This window comes from Terriglobus albidus, assembly GCF_008000815.1.
Classification (GTDB): Bacteria; Acidobacteriota; Terriglobia; order Terriglobales; family Acidobacteriaceae; genus Terriglobus; species Terriglobus albidus_A.
The window spans coordinates 1,757,577-1,771,078 of record NZ_CP042806.1 but is presented as its reverse complement, the minus strand read 5'-3'; the positions used below and the strand labels follow the sequence as shown (position 1 = coordinate 1,771,078).

The 13,502-nt window shown below is 59.2% G+C and carries 12 protein-coding genes; 5 read left to right on the top strand and 7 right to left on the bottom strand.

Annotated elements, in window-relative coordinates; genetic code table 11:
- Nucleotides 1-453 precede the first annotated feature (453 nt).
- Nucleotides 454-1,680 (bottom strand): MFS transporter, encoded by a 1,227-nt coding sequence (locus tag FTW19_RS07130; protein ID WP_147646977.1) that lies wholly within the window; start codon nt 1,678-1,680, stop codon nt 454-456.
- Between the two features lie 63 nt (nt 1,681-1,743).
- Here FTW19_RS07130 and FTW19_RS07125 point away from each other — a divergent pair, with 63 nt between their 5' ends.
- The gene (locus tag FTW19_RS07125) at nt 1,744-2,232 is read left to right on the top strand and encodes a heme-degrading domain-containing protein (RefSeq protein ID WP_147646976.1); all 489 of its coding nucleotides are present in this window, start codon (nt 1,744-1,746) and stop codon (nt 2,230-2,232) included.
- Nucleotides 2,233-2,326: 94 nt separating this feature from the next.
- On the opposite strand, the gene FTW19_RS07120 is transcribed toward FTW19_RS07125, so the two are convergent.
- Nucleotides 2,327-2,725: an ArsR/SmtB family transcription factor gene (locus FTW19_RS07120; RefSeq protein ID WP_147646975.1), complete on the bottom strand. Its 399-nt coding sequence runs from the start codon at nt 2,723-2,725 to the stop codon at nt 2,327-2,329.
- A 79-nt stretch (nt 2,726-2,804) separates the two neighbouring features.
- On the opposite strand from FTW19_RS07120, the gene FTW19_RS07115 reads away from it, so the two are divergent.
- From FTW19_RS07115 to FTW19_RS07100, 4 genes are all read left to right on the top strand, one after another.
- A complete protein-coding gene (locus FTW19_RS07115; protein WP_147646974.1) occupies nt 2,805-3,617 on the top strand; it encodes an arsenite methyltransferase in 813 nt (270 codons plus the stop codon).
- Nucleotides 3,614-4,078, top strand: coding sequence for an arsenate reductase ArsC (locus tag FTW19_RS07110; RefSeq protein WP_147646973.1), 465 nt, complete (start codon nt 3,614-3,616; stop codon nt 4,076-4,078). The genes FTW19_RS07115 and FTW19_RS07110 overlap by 4 nt, the downstream gene beginning before the upstream one ends.
- A complete protein-coding gene (locus FTW19_RS07105; protein ID WP_147646972.1) occupies nt 4,075-4,785 on the top strand; it encodes an aquaporin in 711 nt (236 codons plus the stop codon). The genes FTW19_RS07110 and FTW19_RS07105 overlap by 4 nt, the downstream gene beginning before the upstream one ends.
- A 117-nt stretch (nt 4,786-4,902) precedes the next feature.
- On the top strand, nt 4,903-6,516 hold the full coding sequence (locus FTW19_RS07100) for a VWA domain-containing protein (protein WP_147646971.1): 1,614 nt from the start codon (nt 4,903-4,905) through the stop codon (nt 6,514-6,516).
- 83 nt (nt 6,517-6,599) lie between these two features.
- Here the strand turns inward: FTW19_RS07100 and FTW19_RS07095 are convergent, their stop codons facing one another.
- From FTW19_RS07095 to zwf, 5 genes are all read right to left on the bottom strand, one after another.
- Complete coding sequence (locus tag FTW19_RS07095; protein WP_147646970.1) at nt 6,600-9,161, bottom strand: M1 family metallopeptidase; 2,562 nt, start codon at nt 9,159-9,161, stop codon at nt 6,600-6,602.
- Nucleotides 9,162-9,532: 371 nt separating this feature from the next.
- Complete coding sequence (locus FTW19_RS07090; RefSeq protein ID WP_147646969.1) at nt 9,533-9,853, bottom strand: GIY-YIG nuclease family protein; 321 nt, start codon at nt 9,851-9,853, stop codon at nt 9,533-9,535.
- Between the two features lie 237 nt (nt 9,854-10,090).
- Complete coding sequence (gene glk, locus FTW19_RS07085) at nt 10,091-11,128, bottom strand: glucokinase (RefSeq protein WP_147646968.1); 1,038 nt, start codon at nt 11,126-11,128, stop codon at nt 10,091-10,093.
- Nucleotides 11,125-11,907 carry a 6-phosphogluconolactonase gene (gene pgl, locus FTW19_RS07080; protein ID WP_147646967.1) on the bottom strand — a complete coding sequence of 261 codons (783 nt, stop codon included), beginning with the start codon at nt 11,905-11,907 and terminating at the stop codon, nt 11,125-11,127. The genes glk and pgl overlap by 4 nt, the downstream gene beginning before the upstream one ends.
- Before the next feature lie 22 nt (nt 11,908-11,929).
- Nucleotides 11,930-13,468, bottom strand: a complete 1,539-nt coding sequence (gene zwf, locus FTW19_RS07075; RefSeq protein ID WP_147646966.1) for a glucose-6-phosphate dehydrogenase — start codon at nt 13,466-13,468, stop codon at nt 11,930-11,932.
- Between the last annotated feature and the right edge of the window lie 34 nt (nt 13,469-13,502).

The following is a 13,502-nucleotide window of genomic DNA, read 5'->3' as shown; positions in this document are numbered from 1 at the left end:
AGCGACTTGCCGGGGCCCCTGAAGAGGAAGCAGTTGTGAAAGTAACGCTGTCTGTAGGGCATGTCAACCGGCTTATACAATCTATTGTAGTTGCTTTGTGAATACCCCGCGAATCGCGGCCCGAAACAGGCCGAGGCTCAAAATCAGCCCAAATTCGCTGTGGAAGTCCTCAAAAAGCCACGCCAGAAGCGAAGTTTACAGTCCGGTTAACACCGCACTCGGCTGAGATTACGCCTGTTCCGCCTTCGGAAAAGGGGTCATTTGGGTGGAAAAGTGGCCTGATGCCCGTACGCGGGTGCCCCGGGTCCCGTTTCTGGGACCTGGGTATTCGCGCGAAAGCGCGAACCGCAGTTTGTTTGTCGTTTCGTAACGCTCAGGTCCCCGGCCAGCTTTGCTAGCTGGGGTGAAGAGTAGCGGAGAAATCTGCTTCTCTACCCTAACCGTATAAGCGCCCTACTGATGCACCTCAGCCCGCCGTAGCAACCGCCACAGCGCCACACCCACCGGCGGGCACAGGCTCACAATCCACAAGGTCGCCGAGTAGTGTTTCTGATCGAACAGACGGCCCAGCCAGGGCAGCAACAACCCCGTCAGCAGCGCCCAGCTCGAGATCGAAAATCCGGCCAGAAAGGCCGCATTCTGCTTCGGTTGCACGCTGGCGCCATCTGCCAGAGCAAAGACTACAAAGCCTCCGGCAAAGAACATCTCCAGGAAGAAGAGCGTCAACACTACCGGCACCGAGGTAAACATCGGCACCACCGTGATCAGGAAGCTGGCCACCATCAGGAAGAGAAAGACACCGAACGGCCGCGAGGTGGTCCGGCGGCGACGCAGGTCGCTCAGCCGGCCGAAGACCAGGTAGCCCACCTCCCAGCCCGCCGGAGGTACCCACAGCATGTGCCCCAAAGACGCCTGCGAGACGTGGAGCACCCTCGAAAGGTACAAGGGCGTCGCATACAGTCCGAAGGCCAGGGGAGCCGCTCCAAGGCCATAAATTGCCGCCGTAGCAAAGAGATCGCGGTTCCAGCGGGCGACGAGCCTACCCGCCTCCTCCACCGGCTGTACATGCTTCGGCGGATAGATTCCGGCGATACGCAGGCCGAGCCACAGCACCAGCCACAACGCTCCGACGACGGCGGTAAAGACAAATGCAGCGCGCCAGCCGTAATGGATTGCCAGCGGCGTAACGATCAGCGGCGTCAGCGCCGCGCCAAGGGAGCCTCCGCTGTAGGCCAGAGCCAGGCCGAACGACCGCTGTTCTGCCGGAAGTGTTTCACTCACCGTCTTCAGGCCCGCCGGGAAAGTCGCTCCCTCACCGAATCCAAGCACGCCGCGGAAAACGCTCATCGTCAGCAGGCCGGTCATCATGGCATGGCTTCCCGAAGCCAGCGACCACAGACCAACGGCCGCAAAGCAGGTCCAGAACAGGCCCCTGCGGTCCATCACCCATCCCCAGATGGGGTTTGCCGCCATGTAGCAGAGCGAGAAGACCAGGATCGCCTCGCCGTACTGCTGCGCTGAGAGATGCAGGTCGGCAAGAATGGTCGGCGACAGGATCGACAACACGCTGCGGTCGACATAGGAGATAAACGACAGCAGCAGCATGGCGATGGCAGGCAGCCAGCGGCGCACGGGACTGGAAGGGCGCACCGGGCTGGAAGCGGGAGCGGGGGCAGCCACACTGGAAATCCCAGGGCTGAGGGTCGTTACACTGTCGGGCACGAGATAACTTTATAGGAAGCTATGACACTCGACGACGAGATCCGGATCATTACCGAGCAGGAAGCCGCTCTGCAGTTCTCCACCTTCAACGCCGACACAGCCTGGGAGCTGGGCAGCCGCCTGCGCACCCTGGTCGTGAAAGACAGCCGTCCTACCGCTTTCGGCATCTGGATGGGCGGTCAGACTCTCTTCTACGCCGCGACGCCCAACGTCGCTCCGGGCAACGAAGATTGGGTGCGCCGCAAGCGCAACACCGTCGTCCGCTTTGCTAAGTCCAGCTTCCGCGTCGGCAAGGAACTGGCCAGACAGAACACGACCCTTGAAGTGCGCCAGGGACTCACGCTCGCCGAGTACGCCGCGCACGGAGGCGGATTCCCTCTTACCCTCCGCGGCTCAGGATGCCTGGGAGCCATCGTCCTCAGCGGCCTGACGCAGCCGGAAGATCATGAAATCGTCGTAACCGCTATCGCCGACCAACTCGGCGTCACTGTCCCCCGCCTCGAAATATAGAGGCCCCATACCGCATGACGAATTGATGTACCGGGTGCCCCGGGTCCCGTTTCTGGGACCTGGGAGTTCGCGCAAAGCGCGAATTGTTTTGCCTTTACTCCACGGCACGCGCCGGAACCGGCGCACCTTCCAGCGTGACAAACTTCTGCGGAGAGCAACAGGCCATCTCCAGATGCCGCAGGTCCGCCTGCATCTTCCTGTCATCTTCCAACGCCCGCAGGGCCGCGCTTAGCGCTTTCCGAAGATCCTTCTCTTCAGGCCAGGCGATGCTGTAGTGCACCCACTTACCCTCTTTGCGAGTCGCCACCATGCCCGCACTTCGCAGATACGCCAGATGCCGCGAGATCTTCGGTTGCGGCTCGTTGAGAATCTCAACGAAATAGCAGACGCAAACCTCACGCCCGTTCAGAAGATTAAGGATGCGCAGACGCGTCGGGTCAGAGAGCGCGGTAAAGATCTGCGCCAGTTGCTCCGTTCTGCCTCTCGCCGTCATGCCAAATTCATTATATCCGCCTTGACAGATATGTCCAAACCAGATACATCTGCTTAAGCAGATATGTAGGGAGGAACCGATGGATACCACCTCTGCCGTGAAGGACAAGTACGGCGCGCTTGCGCGTGCCGTTAAGCAAAATGAGCCCGCGTGCTGTGATCCGCTGATGCAGTGCTGCGACCCTATCACCCGCAACCTCTACAGCTCCGACCAGCACGGCATTCTGCCGGAAAAGGCCGTCCTGGCTTCCCTCGGCTGCGGCAATCCCACGGCATTGATCGACCTCCGACCGGGTGAGACCGTCCTTGATCTCGGTTCGGGTGGAGGTATTGATGTATTGCTTTCAGCGCAACGCGTCGGCCCCACCGGCAAAGCCTATGGCCTCGACATGACAGACGAGATGCTGGAGCTCGCCCGCGAGAATCAGCAGAAGGCAGGCGTCACGAATGTCGAGTTCCTGAAGGGCCACATTGAAGCGATTCCACTTCCTGACGCGAGCGTAGACGTCATCATCTCCAACTGCGTGATCAATCTCTCCAGCGATAAGGACCGTGTATTGCGCGAGGCCTTCCGCGTGCTCAAACCCGGCGGCCGCCTTGCTGTCAGCGACGTTGTCGTTCGTGGACACGTCCCTGATGAGATCCGGCAGAGCATGCTGCTCTGGGTAGGCTGCATCGCCGGAGCTCTGGAAGAGCAGGAGTATCGCGGGAAGCTCGCCGCTGCAGGCTTCACCGGCATCGACCTCGAAATCACACGCGTCTATCGCATCGAAGACGCTCGCCACTTCCTCACCGAAGCCGGTGTCGATGTGGACTCCATCGCCTCGCAGGTGGAAGACAAATTTGTCAGCGCCTTCGTGCGTGCCACCAAACCAACGGAAGTACACGCATGATCAACGTTCTCTTTCTGTGCACAGGAAACTCTGCGCGCTCCATCCTTGCCGAGGCGCTTTTGAACCATCGTGGAGCGGGCCGTTTCCGCGCCTTCAGCGCCGGCAGCCAGCCGGCCGGCCTGGTGCGCGAGGGCGCGCTACGCCAGCTCCGGAAGGAAGGCATCGCCACCAAGGGTCTGCGCAGCAAGAGCTGGGACGAGTTCGCACAGCCCGGCGGGCCGCAGATGGACATCATTCTCACCGTTTGCGACAACGCTGCAGCGGAGCCCTGTCCCTTCTGGCCCGGCCATCCCGCAACCGCGCACTGGGGTCTTCCCGATCCCGCAGCAGTAGAAGGCGGTGAAGAGGCTATTGCGCACGCTTATGTGGAAGCCTTCGACACGCTCGATCGGCGCATCCACCGTCTGCTCGACCTGAAGACCATTACACCTGAAGCTCTATCCGAAGCAGGTTCTTTGTGAACACAACTCTCGGCCGCCGCGCCGTTTCAGAATTTCTCAGTATCACTCTTCTGCTGGCCGTTGTTGTCGGCTCCGGAATCATGGGTCAGAGGCTGGATCAGGGCAATGAGGCGATAGCGCTCCTCGCCAACTCATTGGCTACAGGCGCAGGTCTGGTTGCCCTGATCCTCACCTTTGGCGATCTCTCGTCTCACATGAATCCGGTCGTCACCATGGCAGCGGTCCTCGATCGCTCACTGCCACGCAGAGAGGCTGCACTCTACGTCCTCGCACAGGCCGCAGGCGCCTGCTGTGGCGTTGTTCTGGCGCATGCCATCTTCGGCCAGTCTCTGCTGCAGCACGGAACCCATATCCGCAGTGGACCAGCATTACTGCTCTCGGAGTTCGTAGCCACCTTCGGTCTTCTGATGGTCGTGCTCAGCTGCTCTCGCGTCCGCCCGGCAGCAGTTCCCTATGCCGTCGGCGCATACATCACCGCCGCGTACTGGTTCACTTCATCGACATCCTTTGCCAACCCCGCAGTAACGCTTGCCCGCTGCCTGACCGACACCTTCGCCTCAATCCGTCCGGCCGATGTTCTTCCCTTCATCGTTGCTCAGGTGCTGGGAGCACTGGCGGCTATCGGCGTGCAGCAGTGGCTCTTTCAATCCTCTGCGCCGGTGTCCTCCACCACTTCTCAAGAAGAAGTCATGGTTTCAAACACATAGCCGGCATTAATCGCTATCTCCATATCAGATCGCAACCTCTTCCCAGCTTTCGTGTCATCTTCAGGATGCCGCTGTTCCCCTGGCGGCACTCGGCAACACACGACAGAGGTGACACCGATGCGACCGATGCTTTGGGCTGCTGTTCTGGCAACAGCGGCGACGATCTCCGTTGGGCAGGAGCCCTCCGGTACCAACACCCAACCCACTCAGGAACAGACTCCATCCACGCAACAACCGGCGCCCCAGCCATCTGCCGCTGGACAGTCGCCGTCTTCGCAGCAAAGTCCGGTCACTGCCCAGCAGCAGAACGGCGCCTATACCATTCAGCGCAATGCACGCCTGGTGATTCTCGACGCTGTCGTTGTCGACGGCAAAGGCAACCCCATCCCGGGCCTGAAAAAGGAAGACTTTTCTGTCTCCGAGATGGGCGAACCGCAGACGGTGCTGAACTTCGAGCAGGCAGGCGCGACCATTCCGCCGCCCTCCGTCACCATTAACTCGACCGGTGAGCTTGATAAGCTGACGCCGCGCGCGCCTGTGAACATCATCGTTCTCGACGAGTTCAATACGCGCTTTGAAGACATGGCCTTCGCGCGCTACTCGCTAAAGAAGTTCCTGGAGAAGCAGCCGGACAAGCTCGAAGTTCCCACGATGCTGCTCGCGGTCGATTTACAGCACTTCACCGTGTTGAAGGACTACACCCAGGATAAGCAGGCTATCCTGCAGTCCCTGGATAAACACTTCGTCGCGTATCCATGGCAGACACACAACTACTCCTGGATCGGCGAACGTTACGCTACCGCCTTCATCACCCTGCGCCGCGTCGCGCAAGCCACCACCGGTCACTTCGGCCACAAGAATATGATCTGGGTCGGCCGTGGCTTCCCGCCCTTCAACTTCGTCAATGCCCCGGTCGATCAGCAGCACCGCGTGGATAACGCGATCCAGGACGCGGTCAACACACTACGAGATGCGCGGATCACTCTCTACACCATCGATCCGGCAGGTGTGATGGTAGATCCCGGCAAGTATGGCAACGCCGCTGCGTTCAACGATCCGCTGGGCGGCAACTACCAGTTCTCCGCTCTGGCAAAGGCAACCGGTGGGGCCGCGCTCTATGGCCGCAATGATGTCGACACCGAGATTGGCACCGCCATCAAAGACGGCGCGACCTTCTATACCCTCACCTACCGGCCGACCGATAGCTCGCGTGACATGCAGAAGTTCCGCAAGATCGTGGTCACCGTCAACTATCCGGGAGCAAAGGTCCTCACCCGCGAGGGCTACTACCTCTCCTACGGTCCGGGCCGCGTCGATCCTACCAATCCCTCGCGCCGACTGGTCTCAGACCTTGTGGCTGCAGAAAACAGCCAGATGGTCTACGACGGCATTCCTGTGACGCTGGAAAAAGATTCGACCGAGTCCAACACGTACCTGCTACACGTGGATGCACGCGGTGTCGCCTGGAACTATGCCACCGATACAGAGCCGCGTCACGCTGAACTCATCCTGATGTGTACGCAGTTCGACAAGAAAGGCAAAGAGATTGACCGTGACGCTCGCAGCATGAAGATCTCAGCCGGAAGCGATGTTCCACCCACCGGTCCTCTGGTGCGCCCACTCAATCTGCGTTACCACATGAAACGCAACGACAAAGCTGTGCGCGTCCGCTTCACATTGCGTATGGCCGCGACAGGACGCATTGGAACCGCTGACGCTGAGCTCAATTGAATCAATGAATGATTGAATAAGTGAATAACGATTGCGCTATTGGAGCGGAGCGGCATTCTTCAATGATTCAATCATTCACTTATTCAATTTGCATTTGTTCCCAGCCACCGCGACAGCTCGCTCTGCTGACTCTTGCGCAGGGCGATGCATGCATCGATCGACTCCAGCGATTTCTTCAGCGTGCGTTCAGAGGCGTCGACCTTATGCTCGGCGAAGAAGTGCTCCACCTGCGTGCGCTCATCCTGGGTGCAGAAACTCCCGACAGCTGAAACGATGCGTGCACCGGAGCTCTCTGTCAGCGTCGCCTGCACCTGCTTCCAGTTCTCCTGAATGAAAGCCCACGTCTGTGCATGCGTCTCCGGACGCGAGAGCAGAATCGCTAATAGCACCCAGCTATCCTGCGTCCGCACCTCGCCGGAGATGGCGTACTTCAACGTCGCCTCCACCAGCGCCGGATTCGTGAAGCGAGCCAGCGTGTGCAGAAAGTCAGTCTTCAAGCCTGGATCTCTCACGATCTGCGAGGCCTTCCGTATCTTCTCGTAGAGCGATGGATCTCCGTTACGTGCTGCGATGGCCAGTGCGGTGCCGGTCATCGCTGGATCGATCGAGAGCTTGCCACGGAAGAGCTGATCCATGAAACCGTTTGCCTCGGCAATGATCTCTTTGTCACCGGCAAAGCCCAGCAGACCAAAGAGCGTGGCCCGCAGGCTCTGTTTCTCAAAGCTGTCGTGCTTCGATGGTTTGCCCAGCGCATCGTAGACCGGACGATACTGCATGCAGATCCAGGCCTGTAGCCGTGCGCGATCCTCGTCCGAGACAATGCGGGCATCGACACCCAAGATGCCGCCGGCGGCCGTCTCCAGAACCGCAGCACTGTCATCTTTCTTCACCATGCGCAGCAGGTTCAGGTAATCACTCAGCTGGATCAGCCCCGCCCGCATCAAAGCCTCACGCTCTCCCAGGAACAACATTCGCTCCGCCGGAGAGAAGCGCGTCTCCAGTAATTGCAGAATGCTGCTGTACTGCTGCTGCGAATAAGTCGCGCGATAGTAGCCGGTAGCTCCGGAGTTTGCGAAGAAGAACGGCGACGGGATTGTGTTATTCGCGCCATCCGGCTCCATCACACGACAGAGATCGGCGGCGACACCTTTCAGGCAAGTCGGAACGTCCCACCTCTGAACCTGCTCCGCCAGCGCCGCACGCATCGTCAGTGGAGAGAGATAGAAGCGGCTCCGCGGTGCATCCATTGCCTTGTCGGTAAAACGTAGCAGCGGAACGCCAGGCTGGTTGATGAAGCTCTCCATGATGCGATCGACCGGCTGGTGGCTCACCTCTGTCTGTGCCGTCCAGAAGTCTTCCGCAGTGGCATTGCCATAGAGATGCGCGGCCAGATAGTTGTGAACTCCCTGGCGAAAGACCTCGGGACCAACGTAGTGCTCCACCATGGCGAGGACAGCGCCAGCTTTGCCGTAGGCGATGCCATCGAACATCTCGTTGATTTCATCGGGAGTATTCGCCGTAGCACGGATGGGCCGTGTCGCGGAGTCTGAATCATAGTTGAGTGTCTCGTTCAGCTCGGCCGCGCGCTCCTGCTGCATGTTCCACTCCGGATGCCACGCCGCCAGCGGCTTCTTCTCCATCCAGGTGGCGAAGCCTTCGTTGAGCCACAGGTTGTCCCACCACTGCATGGTCACCATGTCACCAAACCATTGGTGCGCCATCTCATGCGCGACCACCTCGGCAACATTCTTCTTCGCCGGCACGGAGCCGTTCTTTGAGTCCACCAGGAGATCGGTCTCGCGATAGGTGATGCAGCCGAAGTTCTCCATGGCGCCCGCTTCGAAGTCCGGCAGCGCGACCATGTCGAGCTTTGGCATCGGATACGGAATGCCGAAGTACTGGTTGTAGTAGTGCAGGATGTACTGAGCCGCATCCACCGCATACTTCGTGTACTTCACCTTGTCGGGCGTGGAGCACGCACGGATGGGCACACCGTCTGCCCTCCCGGTAGAACATGCGAACTCGCCAACCAGAAACGCCACCAGGTACGTGGACATCCTTGGCGTCGTCGCAAACTTCACACGATGCTTCTCACTGCCGAACTGGGTATCGCTGACGATCTGCGTATTCGAGATCGCGGTATCACCCTCGTCGAGCACCAGTTCGATATCAAAAGTCGCCTTCATCGCCGGCTCGTCAAAGCTGGGAAAGGCACGCCGCGCATCGGTAGGTTCGAACTGGGTTACACCATAGCTGCGCTGCTGCGTCTTCGAAAGATAAAAGCCGCGAAGCTTATCGTTGAGGATGCCCGTATACCGGATCCGCAACGTAACCGGCCCGGCGGGCAGGGCATGCTCGAAAGTAAACGTCGCCTGTTCTTTCGCATCGTCCAGAGACACCCCAGCAACCTGCCCGGCGGCGCGTACGGACGTAAATGTGATTTCCGCAGCATTCAGCGTGATCTCTGTCGCGGGAGCATCCAGCGTGAGATCTATGTTCTCCTCGCCCGCAAAGGTCGCGGCCTTCAGGTCAGGCGTAATGGCCAACGCGTAATGCGTTGGACGGACGTTCGACGGGAGACGCTGGGCCTGTGCGGAGGTGATGAGAGAAAGTGCTGCAACAAAGAGGGAAAGCCAAAATCGCATCTGTTAAATGAGTTGACGATACTAAAGATCGGCAGGTTTCGCTCGCCTATTCAGTCGGGCGCGGCTTTTTGTGGGGATTTTTGCGCTTGTTGGGAATTTTCGCGCTTCTGGAAGATTTTCAGTGTTTGGTAGAGAAGCAGATTTCTCCGCTACGCTCCGAAATGACAAAATTATGGGCTACTTACATAGCCTAAGGTGTCCCGACTGCTGAATTGGTCGAGAAGTCTTTTTGTTTGTCATCCCGAAGGGATCTGCTTCTCTACCCAGACTCCCGGGCAGCTCACTTGTCAGCTGCAACGATCCTTTGTCATTTCGGAGCGTAGCGGAGAAATCCGTTTCTCTACCAAACCCCTATCTGGAGCACAGACCCCTTACGTTATCCGCTCCCCTTTGTAATTCCGATAAAAGGCCTCTGACAGGTCAACCCAGGCAGGATTTTCCCTCTCAATCAGCTCAATCTTCCTCTGTCGGCTCCAGGTTTTGAGTTCCTTCTCCCGAGCAATCGCGTTGAGCACATACTGGTGCCGCTCGTAGTAGACAAGCCGGTAGATGTTATATCGGCTTGTAAAGGACCCAGGCTGCTTCATGGCATGCTGCCGTTGCCGGCGGCCGATACCGTTCGTCATACCGATGTAAAGTGTGCGGGAGCGGCTCGCGAGGATATAGACATCAAAGACGTACTCGCGCGCCATGGGTTCTCATTCTAGAGCGGTGCGCACCGTTGAGCAAAAAGCAGATCCCTACGGGATGACAAACAAAAAACTTTTCGGCTGATTCAGTATCGGGACACCTTATAAAAGGCCGAGCAACCACCCATTCTTGTCATTTTGGAGCGCAGCGGAGAAATCCGCCCCTCTACCCAAACTGTAGAGAAGCAGATCCCTGCGGGTTGAAAAACAATAATCCCGCAGGGACCCACCTTCCCAAAACTATTGGTTCCGCGACGCCGCGCGCTCGCTCATCCCGGAGAACTCCGCCGCACGCGATTCCGCATAGGCCGCCGCTCCCAGGAGCGCACAACTCTGATTCAGAATCACGCGCACCGTAATCGTCTCGAGGAGCGGGGAGAGCCGTCCCTTGTCCAGAAAGGCCTTACGGAATGTTCCGTTCTGCAGCGTCTTCAGCAGCTTGGGCGACATGCCACCACCCAGGTACACACCGCCACGCGCCAGCACCTTCAACGCGATATTGCCGGCCTCCGCGCCGTAGACACCCGCGAACAGATTTAAGGTCGCCGCGCAGAGCTCGCTCGAACCGTCTTCGCCACAGGTTCCGATCACGAAGTTCGGATCTTCTTTCGCCATGCGATCCTTCAGCCACTGCGGCTCGTCTATCTTCTTTATGTCACGGAAGAACTCATACACGTTGATCAGCCCCAGCCCGGAGATCACGCGCTCGTAGCTGACACGGCCGTTCAGCTTCTTTGTCAGATGCTGCAGCAGTGCAATCTCATCCGGCGTGCGGGCGGCGAAGTCGGTATGGCCGCCCTCGCTGGCTACGGGAATATGCCGCTTTCCGTTCCAGACCAGCAGTGCCTCTCCCAGCCCGGTACCGGCGGAGATCAGACCGGCATTGCCCACCGCCGATGGATCGCCCTGGTAGAGCGTGACCAGGTCCTTTGGCTCCAGTTCGGGAATACCGTACCCATTGGCTTCCAGGTCGTTCAACAGCAGCACATGCGGAATATCGCAGGTGCGTGAGATGACGCGCGCATCCAGCTTCCAGGGCAGGTTGGTGGGCTCCATGCGCTGATCGATCACGGGGCCTGGAGCGCCGAAGCAGGCTGCGGTAATGCCGTGCGTGTCGCCCGTGCTGTCCTGGGCGATGAATGCCTGCACGACATCCTCGACAGAAGTGAAGTCGCGCGACGCGAACTTATGCTCGCGCAGCATATGCAAGCGTCCACTCGTGAAATCAAACAGCGCTAAATGTGCTTTGGTACCGCCGACGTCGCCTGCAAGAATCATCCAACCCACTCCATGGTGCCGCCATGCGGCGATGGCAGTTTCGCTGCCGCGGCCGTATCCAGCAAGAAGAGCAGCTTACCATTTGCGGGCCGAATCAATTGCGAGGGCAGCGTCTCCAGATCCTTCGGACCGGTCAGCACACGCGCCAAGACCTCGGTCTTGGCGGCGCCCTCGATCAGGAAAACCACCTCGCGAGCGGCGATGATCACCGGCCACGAGAGCGTGATGCGCCACGTATTCTTCTGCGGCACATGATTTGCAAAAGCAATGCGGCCCAGCTCGTCGATGCCCTCGGTATGCGGGAACAGCGATGCGGTATGACCATCGTCCCCCATCCCAAGCTGCACCAGGTCAAAGACGGGAGTCTCCGCTCCCTCCAGCTTGAAGGTATTGCGGATCAGCGCCTCGTACCGCGAGGACGCTTCATGAGGGTCGAGCTCGCCTTCCATCCGGTAGACCTGAGAAGCCGGCAGCGGGACCTTATCCAGCAGCAACTCCTTGGTCACACCGTAGTTGGACTCAGGGTCCGACGGTGGAACGCAGCGTTCATCCACCCAGTAGAGGTGAAGCTTGTCCCAGGGAAGATCGCTGAGAAAAGGCTCCTGTGAGAGCACCGCGAACATGCGTTTCGGAGTCGATCCGCCGGAGATAGCGACGCGCGCCATTCCGCGCGCCGCTACCGCCTGCTTAACTGTTGCGGCGAAGTGCTCTGCCGCCTTCTTTGCCACAGCCGCCGCATCCGGCGAGACATCCAACGTTACCAGGGTCGTACGAGCCATTCAGTTCCTTCTACTCAGGTGGTTAGCAGCTCTTCCAGCAGCGGCCGTCGCGCGCCAGCAGCTCGTTCGAGGCCTCAGGTCCCCAGCTTCCGGCATCATAGTTCGGGAAGTCGGAAACCGGAGTCTCGGCCCACTTCTCCAACAGCGGAGTGAACAGCGCCCAGGTTGCCTCCACGCCATCGCGGTGCGCAAACAACGTCGCATCGCCCAGCATGGCGTCGAGCAGCAGACGCTCGTAGCCGTTGGCCGTGGACTTGCCGAAGGCATCGGCATACTTGAAGTTCATGGTCACCGGAGCGATGTTGGTCGTCGGTCCAGGAACCTTGGCGCCGAACCGCAGGCTGATACCCTCATCCGGCTGGATACGCATGGTCAGGATGTTCGGCGTGACCTGCGTGCCGCAGTCATTGGTCGTTCCCTTGAAGATATGCAGCGGCGGCTGCTTGAAGGTGATAGTCACCTCGGTCTCACGCTTGGCCAGACGCTTGCCGGCACGGATATAGAACGGAACGCCCGCCCAGCGCCAGTTCTCGATCTCGAGCTTCAGAGCGGCGAAGGTCTCCGTTTGCGAGTTCGGATCGACGCGGTCTTCCTCGCGATAGCCGATCGCCTGCTGGCCGTCGACAGTGCCTGGGCCGTACTGCCCGCGAACGGTGTCCTCGAGCTTCAACTGCTCGATTGCGCGCCATACCTTCAACTTCTCGACACGGATAGTGGAAGCCTCGAACGAGTCGGGTGGCTCCATCGCAACGTAGCTGAGAACCTCCATCATGTGGTTCTGCAGAATGTCGCGCGATGCGCCGGCCTTCTCATAGAACGGTCCGCGGCCTTCAATACCGATCGACTCCGCCGCGGTGATCTGCACGTTGTCGATGTATGTACGGTTCCACACCGGCTCGAAGATGCCATTGCCGAAGCGGAAGACGAGGATGTTCTGCACCGTCTCCTTACCGAGGTAGTGATCGATACGGAAGATCTGATCTTCGTCCAGCACCTGGTTGACCTCGTCGTTCAGCTCGCGCGCCGACTGCAGGTCATGGCCAAAGGGCTTTTCGATGATGACCCGTACCCAGGCATCGCTCTCCGGCTTGGCCATCTTGTGCTTGCCCAGCCGGTGAATGATGTCGGAGAAGTACTCAGGAGCCACTGCCAGATAGAACAGGCGGTTGCCCTTGGTGCCGTACCTGGTATCGAGATCGGAGAGAGTGGCGTTCAGGTTCTGGAAACCCTGATCGTCATCAAAGTTTGTGGTGAAGTAGTGGACGCGGTCGACGAATTCCTTCAGCTTCGGGTCGTCGTCATCCACACCTCCGCCCTTGAGGATGCCATCACGCATGTCTTTCGCAAAGGTGGCCGACAGGTCGCGGCGGGCTACCCCCACCACCGCAAACTCCTCCGGCAGAAGACCTTCCTGTTCCAGGTGGAACAGCGCCGGCAGCAGCTTACGTTTGGTCAGGTCGCCCGACGCGCCAAAGATGACCACGATGCATGGGTCAGGCTTGCGCTCGTTGCGCTGTTCATTCACGGTCGCGGGAGATACAGTTACTTCGGCAGTCGCCATGGGCTTACACCAGCTCCTTACTACTTCAAGGCTA